The organism is Arthrobacter sp. P1_B4, assembly GCF_056406555.1.
In genome coordinates this window covers 1-17,776 of sequence record NZ_JBFTZW010000065.1, presented here as the reverse complement: position 1 = coordinate 17,776, position 17,776 = coordinate 1, and the positions used below count along the sequence as shown (strand labels likewise).

Annotated in this window: 15 protein-coding genes; 9 read left to right on the top strand and 6 right to left on the bottom strand. The window is 65.8% G+C overall.

The genetic code is table 11. The features are described 5' to 3' along the window. Positions 1-435 precede the first annotated feature (435 nt). Together AC1D1W_RS15965 and AC1D1W_RS15960 are read left to right on the top strand one after the other, a co-directional pair. The gene (locus AC1D1W_RS15965; RefSeq protein WP_476944196.1) at positions 436-1,656 is read left to right on the top strand and encodes an acetyl-CoA C-acyltransferase; all 1,221 of its coding nucleotides are present in this window, start codon (positions 436-438) and stop codon (positions 1,654-1,656) included. After that, entirely contained in the window at positions 1,653-2,066 is a 414-nt protein-coding gene (locus AC1D1W_RS15960; RefSeq protein WP_229994208.1) for a PaaI family thioesterase, read from the top strand. The genes AC1D1W_RS15965 and AC1D1W_RS15960 overlap by 4 nt, the downstream gene beginning before the upstream one ends. 142 nt (positions 2,067-2,208) lie before the next feature. Here the strand turns inward: AC1D1W_RS15960 and AC1D1W_RS15955 are convergent, their stop codons facing one another. The 4 genes from AC1D1W_RS15955 to AC1D1W_RS15940 form a co-directional block, all read right to left on the bottom strand. Continuing rightward, a complete protein-coding gene (locus AC1D1W_RS15955; RefSeq protein WP_459384510.1) occupies positions 2,209-3,528 on the bottom strand; it encodes an NADH:flavin oxidoreductase in 1,320 nt (439 codons plus the stop codon). 125 nt (positions 3,529-3,653) lie between these two features. Beyond that, on the bottom strand, positions 3,654-4,682 hold the full coding sequence (locus AC1D1W_RS15950) for an ABC transporter permease (RefSeq protein WP_476944195.1): 1,029 nt from the start codon (positions 4,680-4,682) through the stop codon (positions 3,654-3,656). After that, positions 4,679-5,638 carry an ABC transporter permease gene (locus AC1D1W_RS15945; protein WP_476944194.1) on the bottom strand — a complete coding sequence of 320 codons (960 nt, stop codon included), beginning with the start codon at positions 5,636-5,638 and terminating at the stop codon, positions 4,679-4,681. The genes AC1D1W_RS15950 and AC1D1W_RS15945 overlap by 4 nt, the downstream gene beginning before the upstream one ends. Continuing rightward, the gene (locus AC1D1W_RS15940) at positions 5,635-7,143 is read right to left on the bottom strand and encodes a sugar ABC transporter ATP-binding protein (RefSeq protein WP_476944193.1); all 1,509 of its coding nucleotides are present in this window, start codon (positions 7,141-7,143) and stop codon (positions 5,635-5,637) included. Before AC1D1W_RS15940 ends, AC1D1W_RS15945 begins: the two co-directional genes overlap by 4 nt. Before the next feature lie 126 nt (positions 7,144-7,269). On the opposite strand from AC1D1W_RS15940, the gene AC1D1W_RS15935 reads away from it, so the two are divergent. Continuing rightward, positions 7,270-8,529 carry a substrate-binding domain-containing protein gene (locus AC1D1W_RS15935; RefSeq protein ID WP_476944192.1) on the top strand — a complete coding sequence of 420 codons (1,260 nt, stop codon included), beginning with the start codon at positions 7,270-7,272 and terminating at the stop codon, positions 8,527-8,529. A gap of 469 nt (positions 8,530-8,998) precedes the next feature. Here the strand turns inward: AC1D1W_RS15935 and AC1D1W_RS15930 are convergent, their stop codons facing one another. Both AC1D1W_RS15930 and AC1D1W_RS15925 read right to left on the bottom strand, forming a co-directional pair. Further along, positions 8,999-10,018, bottom strand: coding sequence for a dihydrodipicolinate synthase family protein (locus tag AC1D1W_RS15930; RefSeq protein WP_476944191.1), 1,020 nt, complete (start codon positions 10,016-10,018; stop codon positions 8,999-9,001). Positions 10,019-10,045: 27 nt separating this feature from the next. Next, positions 10,046-11,059 carry an ornithine cyclodeaminase family protein gene (locus tag AC1D1W_RS15925; protein WP_476944190.1) on the bottom strand — a complete coding sequence of 338 codons (1,014 nt, stop codon included), beginning with the start codon at positions 11,057-11,059 and terminating at the stop codon, positions 10,046-10,048. Between the two features lie 144 nt (positions 11,060-11,203). Between AC1D1W_RS15925 and AC1D1W_RS15920 the strand changes: the two genes are divergently transcribed. The 6 genes from AC1D1W_RS15920 to AC1D1W_RS15895 form a co-directional block, all read left to right on the top strand. Then, positions 11,204-12,580 carry an aldehyde dehydrogenase family protein gene (locus AC1D1W_RS15920; RefSeq protein WP_476944189.1) on the top strand — a complete coding sequence of 459 codons (1,377 nt, stop codon included), beginning with the start codon at positions 11,204-11,206 and terminating at the stop codon, positions 12,578-12,580. A 94-nt stretch (positions 12,581-12,674) separates the two neighbouring features. Continuing rightward, positions 12,675-14,177: a bifunctional 3-(3-hydroxy-phenyl)propionate/3-hydroxycinnamic acid hydroxylase gene (locus tag AC1D1W_RS15915; RefSeq protein WP_476944188.1), complete on the top strand. Its 1,503-nt coding sequence runs from the start codon at positions 12,675-12,677 to the stop codon at positions 14,175-14,177. Positions 14,178-14,218: 41 nt separating this feature from the next. After that, on the top strand, positions 14,219-15,157 hold the full coding sequence (locus tag AC1D1W_RS15910; RefSeq protein ID WP_476944187.1) for a VOC family protein: 939 nt from the start codon (positions 14,219-14,221) through the stop codon (positions 15,155-15,157). Positions 15,158-15,187: 30 nt separating this feature from the next. Next, the gene (locus tag AC1D1W_RS15905) at positions 15,188-16,219 is read left to right on the top strand and encodes a fumarylacetoacetate hydrolase family protein (protein ID WP_476944186.1); all 1,032 of its coding nucleotides are present in this window, start codon (positions 15,188-15,190) and stop codon (positions 16,217-16,219) included. Further along, positions 16,216-17,067 (top strand): ABC transporter substrate-binding protein, encoded by an 852-nt coding sequence (locus AC1D1W_RS15900; RefSeq protein WP_476944185.1) that lies wholly within the window; start codon positions 16,216-16,218, stop codon positions 17,065-17,067. Before AC1D1W_RS15905 ends, AC1D1W_RS15900 begins: the two co-directional genes overlap by 4 nt. Before the next feature lie 89 nt (positions 17,068-17,156). Then, a partial coding sequence (locus AC1D1W_RS15895) for a fumarylacetoacetate hydrolase family protein (RefSeq protein ID WP_476944184.1) occupies positions 17,157-17,776 on the top strand: 620 nt, incomplete at its 3' end.

The window sequence follows — 17,776 nt, the reverse complement described above, 5'->3', positions numbered from 1 at the left end:
GTCCGGGCCCATGGGCCCGGACGGCTCCGTGACTGAAGAATTGACCCTATAGCCTTGGATTGCCGTGGAATGTTGGGCGAATCGTATGCCGGTGCCGGCTTTAACCGGGGCGCAGCCCGGCGCCCGCGTTGAGTGGCGTGCACCTATTTGAGGGTCCGCAAGAAGTTTTCGACGGCGGATCCGGTAGGCGGCGACGCTCTGTCATCGCCTGCGCCCACCGCGGCCTCTTTTGCGACATGCTCGTGGCGCCCTTTGCCTCCCTGATTTCCCTTCCATGTGTCCGGTGTGGGCCTGGGAGGCTTTGACCCTTTGCAATACGATACGGTTCGTATATATTGGATTTAACGTTAGATGTGAGGAGTCTGACCCTGATCTGTCCCTGCCCGTGGAGCCAGCCCGTTAGGGAAGCTGTCCACACTGAGAGGAAACATCATCGTGAAAACCGCCATCGCGCCGAATGACGCGGTCGTCGTCGCCTACCGCAGGACACCGATCGGCCGTGCCCGCAAGGGATCGCTGGCCGGTGAGCGCCCGGAAGACCTCGCGCTGGCAGCCATCCGGGGAGCGCTCTCGGCAGTTCCGCAGGTTGACTCCGCCGAGTTTGCGGATGCCTACGTGGGTTGCGCAGTACCGCAGGGCGCGCAGGGCGACAACATTGGCCGCCGTGTCATGGTTCTTGCAGGGATGGACAGCGTCCCGGCGGTCACGGTGAACCGCTTCTGCGCCTCCTCGTTGCAGGCCACCGCGATGGCGGCCCAGGCCGTGCGGGCGGGCGACGGGGACGCGTTCCTGGTTGCGGGCGTCGAATCGACCACCTCGACACCGCCCGTGGTTGAATCACCCCACCCCGCCTTTGCGGACGCAGCATGGCGTGCCGATGGCATCTTCGAATCCGGCCAGCCGTGGGCCGACCCCCGGGATCACGGGGACTTGCCCGATGTGTACCTCTCTATGGGCAAGACCGCCGAGTTTGTGGCCCGTCAAACCGGCACCACGCGCCGCGACCAGGACGAATGGGCTCTGGAGTCCCAGCTCCGGGCGGAAAGGGCGATGGAGTCCGGGTACTTCGCGCGCGAGATCGTGCCGGTGGCCACGGCTGCCGGCACGGTGGTGCGCGCCGATGAAGGCCTGCGTCCGGGCACCACGCTGGAGGCCCTCTCGGGCCTCAACGCAGTGTTCCACGAGTCCGGAACCGTCACCGCGGGCAACGCCAGCCCGCTCAACGACGGCGCGTCAGCCTTGGTGGTGATGAGCGCCCGGCGCGCGGGCGAGCTGGGGTTGAAGCCGCTGGCCCGCATCCTGGGCAGTGCCGCAAGCGGCCTCTCGCCGGAAATCATGGGGCTGGGTCCGGTGGACGCATCCCGCCGCCTGCTGGATCGTTTGGGCCTGTCGATCGGTGACATCGACATCGTCGAGCTGAACGAGGCCTTTGCCGCCCAAGTGGTTCCCGTGGTGCGGAAGCTGGGCGTAGATCCCGAGCGGGTCAACCCGTTTGGCGGGGCGATCGCCTTGGGCCACCCCTTCGGTGCGACCGGCGTGCGGCTGGTCGGAACGCTCATCAACGGACTGCAAACCACGGACGGATCCCTCGGCCTGGCGACGCTCTGCGTGGGCGGCGGCCAGGGCATGGCGATGGTAGTGGAGAGGTTGTCGTGAACCAGCCAGCGATCATTGCCGACCCGGCCCGCTCGATGCTGGCCGCCGACCGGAGCCTGGAAGGGCTCGGCATCCAGGTGTTGCGCGCCAGCGAGGGCCGTGCCACGGCCGTCCTCCGGGTCACGCCCGAAATGGCCAACGGGCACGGGATTGCCCACGGTGGATTGGTCTTCGCGCTGGCAGACACCGCGTTCGCTATGGCCGCAAACACATTCGGCGCCGGAATCGCGACCGCCGAGGCTTCCATCTCCTACATTTCCCCGGCCTGCATCTCGGAGGAGCTGGTCGCCTCCGCTGAAGTGACCTTTCACGAGGGCCGCCGGATGATAGTGGATGTGGTGGTGCGGGCGGGGGAGCGGACTGTCGCCATCTACCGCGGAACGGGCAGGGCGCTGCGCCCGGCGGACTGAGGCTCCTTGAACAGCTGCCGATGTGGGGCGGCAAGACATGCGTGTGTGCCCGGGCTCCAAGTCGGAGTCCGGGCACACACGTATTTGTACCAAGGTTGCCGCGCCGGCTCCCGCCACGGGTGGGGCCGGCGCGGCGCAGGTGTCAGCTCTTGGATGCCTTCGGGCCGGCGGTCGCCAGTTTGTCGGCGATGCCCATGAGGACCGGTGACCCCGTCGCAGCGATCAGTAGGCCCTGGACTGGACGCTTAAGCTTTACCGATACAGGTTCCTTGGCCCCCGCAAGGACCGCTTCGCGTCCCATGGCCGGGTTCTTGTGGCACCGGACCGGCACATTGAAGATCAGGCGGCGCAGGCATGAGTTGTCGTGGTCGCACCACACGATCTCATCCTGTCGTCCCTGGAGGACCTTGTTGGGGAACTCCGGATCGGCCAGCATTTGCCGCGCCAGCATGATTCCGTCCGCGAACCCGGCGGTGATGGCGTCTGCACACTGTTGCGGGTCGAAGGTGCTGCTGAGGAGCAACGGGACCTCGGGCATGGCGGTGCGGAATGCTTGCGGCTCGCCGTGCTCCAGGATGGCGCCCGAAAAGGAGGTGACGTTATTGTCCATCGACTCGTAGTTCGCATCGCTCAGGGCGATATAGCCAACCCCTTCCTTTTCAATGATCGACGCAACTTCGGCGAACCCCTGGGGTCCCTGACCATCGGGAAGGTGGTCGTTGGTGCTCATTCTGAGGCCCACCGGATAGTCGGTTCCGACTTCGGCCCGGATCGCCCGAATCGTGTCCGTGAGGATGCGGGCGCGGTTTTCGGCACTCCCGCCGTATTCGTCCGTCCTCCAGTTGGTGCGCGGTGAGAGGAAGGAGGAATAGAGGTAGCGCATGTGCGCGCCCAGCTCGATGCCGTCGAAGCCGGCCGCCTTTGCTCGCCGTACGGCGGCGACGGCCTGTTCCTGGACCTCGAGGATTTCCTCCTTGGTGATCTCCTCCGGCGTCGGGTTCGTTCGACCGCCGGGAATGTAGAAACCGTGAGGCAGGCGGGGTGCGGCCATGCGGACGGGCTTCGGGCTCGCGGCCCTTGTGGGCCGGCCGTCGCCCGGCACGCCCATGGCGCCGAAGCTCGGGAAGATCTGGGCGAAGATGGGTACATCGTGCTCGTGCACGGCATCGACCATGCGCCGCAGCCCCGGAATGAACTCGTCCCGGTCGAAGCGCATCAAGGGCTGGAACGGCGCCTCCTGGTTCCCGCGCTCGGTGGCCACGCCGCCACCGATGATCAGCAGCCCAGCGCCGCCGCGTGCCCGCGTGGTGAGGAACGCGATGGTCTGATCGCTGGGATGGCCGTCCTTTGTCGGCTGGAGGACGGCCATGGGGCTAAGCACATAGCGGTTCTTGATCGTCAGGCCGTCGATTTTCCAGGGGCTGGAAAGCACTTCGGCGACAGTTGCTGTCTCGGGGGACATTTATTCTCCTTGGTTTTCAGTTGGACCAGGATGAAATGACTCATCCAAAATTGGCATCCGACTCGGCTCGTATCGTGACCGCGCGTCGCAGGGGACCGCCGGATGTAGGGGACCCGGACCAGGCCTCAGAACCTGTCGCGGACGTGGCGTTCCCGGCCGTAGAGCGAGACCACAGCAAGGATGATGACGCCGAAGACGATGCGGCTCTGGGCTTCCGTCAGCCCATTGCTGACGATGATCGTGGACAGGAGGGTGAGAGTGAGTGCGCCCAGCAGCGTGCGGGTGTAGCTGCCGCGAATCGAGCCGAAGATCGACCCGCCGACGAGGACCGCGGCCAGACCAGAGAACAGGTAGGGTTCCCCGATGGTTTGCGACCATCCCGCGCCGAAGGATGCAATGAAGACGCCGGCAACCCCGGCCAGGGCTCCGGAGGCCGCAAAGACCATGGTCCACACGGCAGCGGTCCGGACCCTGGCCAATCGTGCGGCCCGGAAATTGATTCCCGTCGCGTAGAAGCGACGCCCCGCCGCGGTGCGATTGAGGAAAAGCCACATTCCCGCCCCGCAGAGAAGCACGATCAGGATGATCGGGGGGACCGGCAGGCCAAGGGTGGTCCCCCTTAGGCTGGCCAGGGAACGCAGCGCCTCCGGCGGGGCGGAGGAATAGTCGCCGTCGGCGAGGAACAGGGTCGCGCCCGTGATGGCCGCGCCGGTGCCCAGCGTGACGACTAGTGGCTGGACCGCGAAGCGGTGGCAGATCCAGCCGATCAGGGCGCCGATGCCGCCGCAGGCCAGAACTGTGATCAGCAGGGCTACGACCGGAGGGACCCCGAGCTTGCCCGCGACGTTCGCCGCCATGAAGGCACCGAAAAGGATGTAGCCCGGTGCCGCCAGGTCAAGTCCGCCCAGGATCACCACAAGCGTCTGGCCCATGGCTGCCAGGGCCAGCAGGGACGTGATGACCAGTATCGACGTGATTGACCTGGGGTTCGCGATGGCCGGAATGGTGATCACCAGCCAGGCTGCCAAGGCCGCCACGACGAGTACCTGGAGGGCCGGTACCTCGAAGGCCCAGGCCCTGAACGTGGTCCAGGGCCTGGGCCGGACCGTTGGTGCCTGGGTTCTTGGTGCGGGGGGCACGGTGTCACTGCTCATGATGCGTTCCTCTTCAAACGGGGGGCCAGCAGCGTCGCGCCCATCACGACGCCAACGACGAGGACGGCGCCGTAGGCAAATTGGACGAGGCTGGGTGCCACGCCCGAGGCCGTGAGCAACTGCTGCAGCAGATAAATGGAGACCGCCCCGAAGAGGGCCCCCAACAGCCCGCCGCGGCCGCCGGCCAGGCTCGTCCCGCCCAGCACGGCCGCGGCGAGCCCCAGCAGGGCATAGGTGGAGGCGAGCGAAGACTGCGATGACTGCACGATTGCCGTCAGGGCGATTCCCGCGATGCCGGCGAACAGGCCGCCGAGGGTGTAGGCCAGGATCCGGATTGCCGTGATGTTCACGCCGGAACCGTACGCTGAAACATCACTCGCGCCGGTCGCGAGGAGATTGCTGACGAAGGCCGTGCGGTGCAGGGCGAACCAGATCAGCCCGGCGACGCCGATGGTCAGGAGAGCGCCCGGGACGATGCCGATGCCCCCGGCGAAGACCTCCGTCCAATTGTTCGGGGCGGCCACCGGATTCTGGGCGATGGTCAGCGACAGGCCAACGAGCAGGAACARCATCCCGGTGGTTGCGACCACCGGATGCAGGCGCACGACGGCGACCAGGATTCCGTTCAGGGCTCCGATCCCGGCGGCCACCGCCAGGATGATGGGTCCCGCGAGATGCCAGTTGCCCAGTCCCGCGGGAATGAGGACGGCGACGAACAGACAGTTGATGAAGGTGGCCAGGGGACCGACGGAAATGTCAATGCCGCCGGCGAGGATCGAGGGCGTGGAGGCGAATCCCACCAGCACGAACGGCGCCAGTGTGGCCAGGGTGCCGGGGAGACGCTCGGGGGAGAGGAAGGACGGTGAAACGATCAGGTTCAACACCAGCAGCACCAGTGCGAGCAGCAAGGCAAAGGCGAAAGGCCAGCGCTGGAACAGGGGGAAGACGCGGTTCATGTATGCACCTCTGATTTCTGGCCGAAGTATGCGGCGACGATGGACTCGGTGGAAAGCTTGGAATGGGGGATCTCGGCAAACACTGATTGGTCGCGGAAGACCAGGACGCGGTCTGCGAGGTCAACGAGTTCGTCGACCTCGCTGGAGAGGACCACGACGCTCATGCCTTCGGCACTGAGCCGGTGCAGAATTGCGTAGATCTCCCGCTTGGTCCCGATATCGACCCCTCGGGTGGGGTCGTTAAGCAGCAGGACCTTGGGGTCCGTGGCAAGCCAGCGGGCCAGCAGCACCTTCTGTTGGTTACCGCCGGACAGGGTTGAAATTGCATCCTGCGCTGCACCGAAGCGCAGGGACAAGGTCCGGGCGAACGCATCGAACCGGCGGCCAATGCTGCGGGTATCCAGCAACCCGCCGCGGCGGTCCTTGGCCAGGGTCGGGAGCGCGAAGTTCTCGCGGATCGACATGGACTCGAACAGCGACTCGCCACGACGTTCGCGCGGCAGGTAGGCGACCCCCAGGGCATCCCCGTTGCGCTCGGTAAGCTCTGCGGCGCCCTCGGGCCGGATGCGAACAACACTGCCAGGCCCGGCAGCCACGCCGGCCAGGCGTTTGATGAAGTGGTCCTGTCCGTGGCCTTCTAGCCCGGCAAGGCCCACGACTTCGCCGGCGCGCAGCTCGAAGTCGATGGGTGCCGAGGCCGACGCCAGGCGGACGGCGGATCCCCGAAGGCTGACGTCCCCGGGGTCGTGCGGTTGCCGCCGGGCCTCGTCGTGGCCGGAGTTTCCGGTCATGTCCGCGATCAACCGGTCGACGGACAGGTCCGAACGTTCGACGGTGGACACGCTCCGGCCAGACCTCAGAACGGTGACCCGGTCCGAGATCTCCGCGACCTCGTCCATCCGGTGCGAGATAAACAGGATGGCGGTTCCCCCGGCCGCGAGTCGGCGCAGCTCGACGAAGAGCCGGTCACGGGACCTGACGTCCAGGGAAGCCGTTGACTCATCAAGGATGAGCACCTTGGGCTTTCGCACGAGCGCCCGCGCAATGCAGATGGACTGTCGCTCGGAGAGCGAGAGTTGGCCGGCGGGAAGATCGAGGGGTACCTCACCGGCGATACGCGAGAGGACATCCTGCGCGATCGATTGCTGCTCGGCGCGGCCCAGCCGGCGACGGAGCGTCCCGTGGGACCCGAGCCAGACATTCTCGAGGACCGACTGATTCCCCGCGGTGAGGACCTCTTGGAACACCGCCGCAATCCCCAGGTCCATGGCCTGTCGTGGCGATCGGCTATTAACGGGGACGCCGTCCAATGTGATGGAGCCGGTGTCCGGACGGTGCACCCCACCCAGGATCTTTACGAGCGTGCTCTTCCCTGAGCCGTTTTCGCCCAGGAGCGTGTGGATCTCGCCCGGCCGGAGATGGAGGTCACCGTCGATAACGGCGCGCGTGGCACCGAACCGCTTGCTCACCCCGGCGAGCATCAGGCCGGATGGTTGGTTGTTCACGGCGAATCTCCTTTGAATGGCCGATAAATGTGTCGCAGGTCATATTCGAAACTAGACGAATCGTACCGCATGCGCTTACTGTGATGCCATACGATACGCATCGTTTTATACGGCAGGAGATAAACCATGAAGAAGACGATCTTTTTCCCCAGCTTCCCGACGGTCGGCGCCGCGATTCTGGGGGCCGGCGCCCTCGTCCTGACGGGCTGTTCGGCATCGGCGCCGGCGGCCCCGGGCTCCTCCGGAGCGGCAACCCTCGCCAAGGTGTCGCCCGCGGCAGCTGGGACCTGCGGATCGCTGCCCACGGATGCAGCGAACGATCCGAACGGCCTGCTGTCCGGTTTACCGAAGGAGATCGCCGCGGGCTACAACCTCTACCCCTACGAGATCCGGAAGTCGGCATGGGCCGACTACAAGTCGAAGAAGACTGACGGTTTCACGGCCGCGATCGTTGGCATGCCACCTGCCAGTCCCTTCATTGCCTCCATGTCGGCGGCCATCCGCACGAGCCTGAAGGCCGATGGAGTCAAGATTGTCGGCGACTTCGCCCCGGATGACCCCTCGAACGTGCCCCTGCAGCTCCAGCAATTCAACGAAGCGCTTTCGCTCAAGCCGGACGTGATCATCTACACCGCCATTGCACCGGAGCCTTCCGTGAAGCTGGCCAAGGCCGCCCATGACGCCGGCATCCCGCTGGTCGCCGCCCAGGTGCCGATCGATTCCGAATACGCCGTGAGCGTCACGAGGAATACCCCGCTCGCGATCGCCCAGGTCACCGCCGGCACGGTGGCGGCAATCGGGGGCAAAGGCAACGTCCTGCGCGTCGACGGCATCCCGGGCATCCCGGTCTCGACCTTCGCGGGCATGGGCATCGACGCGGTCCTGAAAAACTGCCCGGAGGTCAACGTCGCCGGATCGGTCACCGGCTTCTTCCAGCCGGCCACGGCCCAGGCGGAGGTCCAGAAGTTCCTTGCGACCCACCCTGCCGGGGTTGACGCCGTCTTGCAGGCCGGAACGATGGGTGTAGGCATCCGCAACGCCTTTGTGGAATCGGGCCTGGAGGTGCCGCCGATCGCGGACGACGGGTCCAGCCACGGATTCTCCTCCTGGGCGCTGGCAAACCCCGGCTACCCTTACTTCGGCACCACGACCCCGTCCGTGCGCACCGGTGAGGCAGTCGTCGATGTCGCCCTGCGCATCCTGAAGGGCGAGGGACCGAAGATCAACCAGATTGTTGAACCCTCGGTGATCGTCTCCCGGGAGAACCTCGCCAAGGTCGCGGACACCTCGTGGGACCACAATGACCTGACAGACCTGGCCGGCGACCCGGCGGACTACCTGCCCACCAACCGGCTCAATGCATTTTTCTCAAACCCCGGCGCATAGGACCGGTGCGAGCCATGAGCACGATAGATGAATCGTCCACGCGGCCTGCCGATCGCCGGGTGCCGGGACGAACGCCGGGCCGGTGAGCGATTCAATGCGTTGTTCATCGGAAAATACCGGCGCCTGACGCCGACACGGGACCACACTCATCACCGGTCTTGAACCGGAGCCGGGGGCCCCTCCCATGGGTGGATGTCGAATCGACATCCACCCGGGAAGGGGCCCTCGCCTGCTGTTGGGCCGCACGGTGAACGTGGCGGCCGGCACGGAAGCCAGGATTCAGCATTCCTGCCAGAGGCTTGGGCTGCCAGTCCGGCAAGCCGCCGTCGTTTTGCCGGCCGCGGGTCAGGTGCTGCACATTCCCCGGCACCGTCTTTCACACGCAAAGAAGCCCCTTGGACCACCGAACCAGCCAGCCGGTTCAGTGGTCCAAGGGGCTTTGCAATGCCGGCACGCGGCCGGGCATGGCCTAGGCGCTGACGCGTCCGCGCAAAAATTCGGAGTCCGGGGAATCGGTGACGGGCAGTCCCGAGGCTTCCAGGCTTGCGCGCAGCTGCTTCATGAAACGGTCGGGAAGTCTGACTGCCGGCGGGCGCAGGGCGCCGCCGTTGAAGCCGGAGAGCCACTCCTGGTACTTCCACTGGGTGCGGTTAATGGAGCTGGTGCCCGGGGTGGAAGTGGACGATACAGCCATATTGGCGGCCCGGGCCGGCTGGACCTCCCAGTAGCGATTCATGGCTTCTTCCCACTTGCCGGTGCGCGCCAGTTCAAAGGCCTTGGGGTAGTAGTCTCCCATCCAGTTCGTGTTCGCGGTGCCGGAGAACTGGACGTCCAAGACCGACATGAGCGGGATTATTTCGGCCTCGATGGGGCAGGAAATCACTACTTCATCGCGGAAGTGGTGGTACATCTCCATGACTCCGGGGATGCCCGGGTAGCCCTGTTCGGCCTTGATGGCGACGATGCTCGGCATCGCGTCGAGGACGCGGCGCACGAAGTCCACGCTCATGCCGGCGGGGTGGATGCGCTCGAAGCCCCAGGCGGGGAGCGGGAACAGCATGGTGGCCAGATCGGTTTCATCGGTGAATCGCTTGGTGTAGTCGAACACCTCGTCGTACGAGGTCGGCCAGAACGATGAAGGGTAGGCCAGCAGCGCGCGGTCCGCGCCGGCCTTGGAAGCCAGGTTTGCTGCATGGATGTTTTCTTCCAGGGTGCCGAAGATTGCGTGGAAGAAGAGTGCGAAGTCCGGTCCTGCCGCCTCGCGGGCGATGGCTGTGATCCGGGCGTTCTCCTCCGGGGTGATATTCGCTTCGGCGATCAGCAGGGAACCCTTGTAGCCACGTTCCTTGAGCAGGAGGATGTCGTGGCGGATCGCGTTTTCGTTGATGGCAGAAAAGTCCGGGGTGAAGGACGGGTGCGTCACCGCGACGGTGCCGACGAAGTTCTCCCGGGCCCAGGAGCGGGCTTCGGATTTGGTGTATTCCACCATGTTGTTCTCCTTTATTGTCAGTGGGGTCTATTTGCGGCTGGTGACGATGCCCACGGGAAGGACGGTGCCAATGCCCTCGGCGCGGGCGCGGTTGACGAGCATCTCGGCAACAACGATGTCCTGCAGGCCGGAACCGGTCGACTTGTAGATACGGATCCCGTGCTCCGCGTCGATGGCGGTTTCGCCGGTCAGGGCGGCATTGAGTGTGACAATGAGCGAATCCACATCGACGCCGTGTGCCCGGGCCGCAATCATGTCCCCGCTTCCGTGCACGACCTCGTCACGGCTATCCACAACGACCACCGCGGCCCGGGCGATCAGCTCCGCAGGCAGCTCGCGTTGGGCCGGGGTCGTGGAACCGATCGAGACCACCGCGGCGTTCGGGCCGACCCATTCGGCCAGCAGCGTCGGGGACTCGTCGCGGGAGCGTGCAGCGCACAGAATGAGATCCGCGCCTTCCGCGGCCTCGCGGGCCGAACCGACAGCACGTGCGGGCGCGCCGAGCGCGCCGTCGAACTCGGCCGCAAAGGCCTCGCGGTTGGCAGGGGTCGGACTGAACACACGGATGTCAGCGAACTCCAACAGGTGGGAAAAGGCCGTCAGGTGGGAACGCGCCTCAAAGCCGGAGCCGATCACACCGACGATCAGCGGCCGCTGCGGCACGATCGTGGAGGTGCCCACGGCGGTGGTCGCGGCGGTGCGCAGGCCGGTGACGCGGTTTCCGTCCACGAGAGCCACCAGATCCGCGGTGTCCTTGTCGAAGAGTGAAATCAGATAGCTGACGCGCAGGCCGTCCGCGAAGGACCCGGCGATTGACTTTGCCCCGAACAGACTGCCGCTGGGCGGCACCGAGGGCATGATCCGCAACCATTCGCGAGATGTCTGGGCGAAAATCCTTCCCGGTGTGCCGCCCTCGTCGTCGGGGGCCTTGTACGCGGTGCGGATGGCCTCGATCGCCCCCGGCCAGTCCGCAAGGCTGGCCACATCAGCGTCGGTGAGAAAGAGCGGAAGATTGTTCGGCAACTCGCCATTTGTGCTCACGGGGGCACTCCTTGGATGTCGGGCAGCCGTTCCACGGGCTGCTGGCGTGGGTGGATACATCATGGAAACTAAAATAGTATCCGATACGAATCGTATCCTATATAGTTGTGATCGAGAACACGTCTCCAGGAAAGGACCCCACCCATGGCAATCGCAACCGTCAACCCGACCACCGGTTCGACCGAAATGATCATCGAGCCGCACTCGGCCGAGGAAGTCCAGGCCCGCATCGCGGAGGCCGCCGAAGCGGCGCGGCTGCTGCGCGGCACAACCTTTGCCCAGCGAGCGCAGTGGATGCTCGCTGCGGCGGACATTCTGGAGGATCAGGCGGAGGGCCTCGGTGAGCTGATCACCGTCGAGATGGGCAAGCCGATTGCGCAATCGATCGCCGAGGTGCACAAGTGCGTCAAGGCCATGCGCTTCTACGCCGCGGATGCCGAGGAATTCCTGGCCGATGCTCCGCTGAAGGACCCGTCGTCGGTCGGCGCGAGCCGCGCGTGGACCCGCTACGAGCCGCTGGGGACGGTGTTGGCGGTCATGCCCTGGAACTACCCGCTCTGGCAGGTCATCCGCTTTGCGGCCCCGGCGCTTATGGCGGGCAACTCCGGCTTGCTCAAGCATGCCTCGAACGTGCCCCAGGCTGCGCTCTTCCTCGACACACTCTTTGAGCGGGCGGGGTTCCCGCTCGGCTCCTTCCGCACCCTGCTGATCGGCGGCTCCGAGGTGGCCGGCGTCCTGGCCGATGCGAGGGTCAAGGCGGTGACCCTGACGGGTTCCGAGCCGGCGGGGCGCTCGGTCGCCTCCATTGCCGGGGACCACGTGAAGAAGTCCGTGCTGGAATTGGGCGGGTCGGACCCTTTCATTGTCATGCCCTCGGCGGACGTCTCCGCGGCGGCGGCGACCGCCGTGCGTGCACGGATCAGCAACAATGGCCAGTCGTGCATCGCCGGCAAGCGCTTCATCGTGCACACCGAGGTCTATGACGCGTTCGCTGCCGAATTCGTGAAGCTGATGTCGGAGCTTGCCGTCGGGGACCCGCTGGATCCCGCGACTCAGGTGGGGCCCTTGGCCACCTTGTCCGGACGCGACGAACTGGCCGGGCTCGTTGAGGACGCCCGTGCCCTGGGTGCCCAGGTGCTGACCGGCGGGGTGGTTCCCGAGGGCCCCGGCTTCTTCTATGCCCCCACGGTGCTCGCCGGACTCAGCGAAGAGATGCGGATCATCCAGGAGGAGACCTTTGGGCCCGTCGCGTCGCTCTACCGCGCCCAGGACCGCGAGGATGCCCTCCGGATTGCGAACCAGACCACCTTCGGGCTTTCCAGTGCGGTCTGGACTGCTGATGCCGAGGAGGAGGAATGGTTTACGGCCAACCTTGACGCCGGCGCGGTGTTCGTCAACGGCATGACGGTTTCGTACCAGGAGCTGCCGTTCGGCGGGATCAAGCGTTCCGGGTTCGGTCGGGAACTGGCTGCGGACGGGATCAGGGAATTCTGCAATCTCAAGACCATCTGGAAGGCGTAAGAAAGCCGGAAGCTCATCAGCTGACCCTTGTGCGGCTAAGTGATGCATGTTACTTTTTATTCGAAACGATACGTACTGAACTTGAAGGAGCAAGATGGCTAACGTCAACGTCGACGTGGTAGTGATCGGGGGAGGGCCTGTAGGAGTCACTGCGCTGGCCTTGCTGGGGCGCGCAGGTCTGACCGCCGTCGGGGTGGAGCGTGATGTCCAGGTTTGGCCAACTGCCCGCGCCGTGCACTTTGATGGTGAAACCTTCCGCACCCTCCAATCGCTGGGAGTCGCCGAGCGCTTTGCCGAGGTAACTTTGCCGATGTCCTCCTTCCACATCGAGAACGAGGAGGGGGAAGTCCTGGTGTCCTTGCCCACGGGTCAGTTTGGCACCCAGGGTTGGCACGACGATCTCACCTTTCACCAACCGGACATCGAGGTCCTGCTGCGGGGTGTCGTGGAAGAACTTCCCGGCGTCGAGCTCCGCCGAGGCACCAGCGTGCTCTCCGTGCGCAATGAGGGACCGGGCGTCGAGGTGGCGGTGCGTGACTCTGACGGCGCGGAATCCCTAATCCGCGCCCGCTGGGCCATCGCAGCGGACGGGGCACGTTCGTCAAGCCGCCAGGCGCTGGGCATCGAGTGCGAAAAGCTGGGCGAGGATGCACAGTGGCTTGTCGCGGACGGCATTTTGGAAGAAGGCCCCGGCCTGTCTTCCGACATGATCTTCCTGGGTCATCACACAAGGCCCGCCCTGTGGATCCGCCTCCCCGGCAAACGGGTGCGGATGGAGTTCATGGTGATGCCGGGGGACGACCCCGAGGAAATTGCCACTCCCGCGGGCGTGGAACGGATCAGCCACGGCGTGCTGCCGGCAGACAAGTTCGCTGCGGACCGGCTCGCGATATATACGTTCCGGGGGCGCATCGCGCATCAGTGGCGCGCCGGGAACATCTTCCTGGCCGGGGACGCAGCCCACCAGGCCCCGCCGTTGTTTGGGCAGGGCCTGTGCGCCGGAATGCGCGATGTGGCCAACCTGGTGTGGAAGCTCGATGCCGTCAAGCGCGGTGCGGCCGACGACAGCCTCCTTGACACCTACGAGAGCGAGCGCATGCCGCACGCACGGTTCTGGGTCGAGCAGGCAACCCGCGCCGCCGGCTTCATGCAAACCACCGACGCCGACACCGCGAAGCAGCGTGACGCCTTCATCCGCGCAAACCCCGCCGCGTCGGCACCGGTCTCACCCGCGCTGGGTCCAGGCCTGCACGACGGCGGCACCGACGAACGCTCCGGTCGGCTCGGCATGCAGCCGATCCTCGCCGACGGGGTGCGCTTGGATGACATGGTGGGAAGTCGTTTCCTGGTGGCAACAACCCGCGAGCTCTATGCCGCGGTTCCCGCCCCGCTGCGGGAACAACTCGAGGAACATACAGACGTCGTGGTCCTGTTCGATCCGGCCAAGGTCGGCCAGATCCTTGCCGCCGCCGGCGCTCAGGCGGTCGTCGTTCGCCCGGACCGCTACATCCAGGGCCTCGGCGACACCCCCGAGGCCCTGGAGCGCCTCATCCGCAGCATTCCGCAGGTCGGCCGCAACGTGCCGGCACGCATCTAAACCCACATCCGCGTCAAACGGACAGAACACAGGAGACCATCATGGCATTCAGCCCGATCACACACCTGAGGCACTTCGACATCGCGGTGCCCGACTACCAAAAGCAGGTTGAGTTCTACAAGAACCACTGGGGACTCACCGAAATGGAGAACGACGGCGGCGTGACCTACTTCGCCGCCGAGGGCTCCCCGGAACAGTATTCGGTCCGCGTGCGCGAGGCCGAGGAGAAGCGCCTTGACATGGTCGCGTTCGGCGCGGCGGACAAGGCCTCGGTGGACCAGCTCGCCTCGGACCTCATTGCCAAGGGCGTGAAGCTCATTGGCGAACCCGATGACGTCAAGACCCTCGGCGGGGGATACGGCTTCCGCTTCTTCGACCTGGAAGGACGCACCATCGAGGTCTCCTCCGACGTCGAGGTGCGCAAGCACCGCAAGATCGAGGAACGCGAAGCCATCCCCGTGCGGCTCTCCCACGTGGTGCTCAACTCCCCGGAACCGGAGAAGATGCGCGTCTGGTACGAGCAGCACCTGGGCTTCCGTCTCTCCGACACCCTGAACCACCCGCACATGGGCGACCTCTTCTACTTCATGCGCTGCAATGCGCAACACCATTCCATAGCGATCTCCCGCGGCCCGCATGCCTCGTTGCAGCACGCGTCCTTCGAGCTGCGCGGCATCGACGAGTACATGCGCGGCAGCGGCAAGCTGCTGCGGTCCGGGTTCAAGAAAATCTGGGGCCCTGGCCGCCACAAGGCCGGGGACAACACCTTCACCTACTTCCACGATCCCAACGGGAACACCATGGAATACACCACCGAGCTGGATTCGGTGGATGAGGATACCTGGCATCCAAGCATCTTTGACACGCGCGACCCCGAGACCTCCGACCAATGGGGAACCGGCGGCGACATGGACGAATTCATCGCCCGCGAAATGTTCAACGACCGCGACAAGGGCCTGTACGTGGCCCCACCGGTATAGCGGCAGCAGACAATGACTAATGGAGGATTCATGGAAGAGGCACGCGTGAACGGATTCATGCTGGGCACTTTCGAGGACGGCGGGGAGGAGTTTCCCGGTGTGGTCTTCGGCGACGACGTCGTTGACCTGCGCACAGTGGTGCCGGGAATCGGGCGGATCGGGGACCTGTTCGCTGACTGGGATGCGCACCTGGACGCCCTCGAGGCCATCGACCCGGCAGCGGCGGGCGCACGCCCGCTCGACGGGCTGCGGGTGCTGCCGCCGGTGCAGCCGGTGGGCACCATCATCGCCGCGGGGGCGAACTACCGTGAGCACGTCCTGCAGATGAGTGTGGCCCACAAGCTCGGCAAGGAAGGCGCCGATGCGGCGCAACTGGCCGCCGACGCCGCAGCCGAAATCGACGAGCGCGGCCGGACGGGCGACCCCTACGTCTGGACCGGGATCCCCTCGGCGGTCTGCGGCGCCTACGATGACGTGAAGTTGCCGGATGTCGGCGGAAACGTCGACTGGGAACTGGAGCTTGGCGTGGTCATCGGCCGCAGGGCGCACCGGGTCGCGGCCGAAGACGCTTTCGACTACGTGGCCGGGTATACGATCGTCAACGACATCACGGCGCGCACGCTCGTACCGCGCAACGACATCGCGATGATGGGCACCGACTGGTTCCGTGCCAAGAACCAGCCGACGTTCTTCCCCACCGGCCCCTACGTGGTGCCGAAGCGGTTCGTCCCGGATCCTGCGAAGCTCCGCATCCGCTTGAGCCTCAACGGCACGCTGATGCAGGATGCCTTGGCCGATGACCTGCTCTTCGACATCCCGAGCCTGATCGCCTACGCCTCCTCGGTGGCCGTGCTGCTGCCCGGCGATGTCCTCATCACCGGTTCGCCTGCGGGCAACGGTTCGCATTGGGGCCGTTACCTGAGGGATGGCGACGTGATGGAGGCGGAAATCTCTGGTCTCGGCATCCAGCGTTCAACGGTCCGTGGGCCTAGCGGGCAGTTGCCTCCCTGGTATGTGGATCGCCCGGACGCGGTCGCCGCGGCCGGCGGGGCCGCCCCGTGATCCTGCGTCAAAGCCACTTCGTTTCGCCGGTGTCCTATCTGCTGGCGGCCGAGCTGGGATTTCTGCGCGGTGTTGAGGTGCTGCCCACCCGGACGCCCTCGAGCGCGGAGCAGCTGCGGGCCCTGCTTGCCGGGGAGCAGGACATGGTGGTCACGGCTATCGACAACCTGTTCGAATGGACCCGGGCCGGCGCCGACGTGCGCCTGGTTGCCCAGGTCGAGCAGACCACGCAGCTGGGCATCCATGCAGGCGGTGACGTGGAATCCCTCGCGGACCTGGCCGGGTGCCGGTTCGCCGTGGACGCCCCCGACAACGGTTTCGCGCTCATCGCCAAGCGCCTGCTGCTCGACGCCGGCGTCGAGGTCGACTACGTGGTGGTGGGCGGCGTGCGCGAACGCCTGGACGCGCTGCTCGGCGGCAAGGTGGACGCGACCCTGCTCGGGCCGCCGTTCGACAAACTGGCCGAACAGGCCGGGATGCGGCGCGTGGTGGACGTCAATGCCCTGCTGCCGGAACTGCCGGGCCAAGGCCTGGTGGTCCGCGCCGAGCTTCTCGCTTCCGCAGAGCTGGAACGCTACCTGGGCGCTTTGGTGCGCGGGGTGGCGGCCGGCGAGTCGATGGCCGACGCGGAGGGAATCGAGTTGCTTGAACGCTGCGGCTACCAGACGGCGGCCACGGCGGCCTGGGGCACGCGCGCCCGCACGCTCACCGTGGATCAGCGCGGACTTGGACTGCTGACCGGGATCCGTCGAAGCCTGGGCATGCTTCCGCCGGACATCGGGCTGGAGGAGCTCTGCGACGGCGAACCACTCCTGAGGGCCACCCGGGCCGCCACGGTCGGTAACTGAGCGTCACCCCCACGAACTTGTCTATTGCAACCCCACCAACCCAATGCGATACTGTACGTATCGTATGTTTGATGTCCAAAGGAGCAACCATGAAACTCGGACGTATAGCAGTGCCCACGCCCGACGGCGAGCAGATTCGACTCGTCGCGGCCCAGCCGGAGCAGGGCCGGGTTATTGACCTTGCCCGCGCCTATGCCTTGACGCTGCAGCGCAAGGCTGCCGAGCCCGAGCGCGCCCGGGCTCTCGCCCTGGCGGTGCTTCCCGGAAGCCTGGCGGCGGGAATCGGCGGAGGCGCCGTATTCCTGGACGCCGCACACGCTGCGCTTGCCGCGGCCGACGACGCTTCGCTTGCCATCGATGAGGTCTCGTGGCGGGCGGCGGTCGACGCCCCGGTCATTCGCGACGGGCTGACCTTCGAGCAGCACATCCAGAACTTCCACCGCATTGTCGCCAAGGCACAGCCGGCAAGGTCGATCTACGAGCGTCCGGGGTATTTCAAGGGCACTACGGCCATGTCCTATGGCCACAACCAGGTTCTGCCCTACCCCGACTTCACCGAAGCCCTCGACTGGGAACTCGAGGTCGGCTACGTCGTGGGCAAGTCCGGAAGCGACCTGACCCCGGACGCGGCGCTGGACCACCTCTTTGGCATCACCGTCTTCAACGACTTCAGCGCACGCGATATCCAAGGCGCGGAAATGGCGATCGG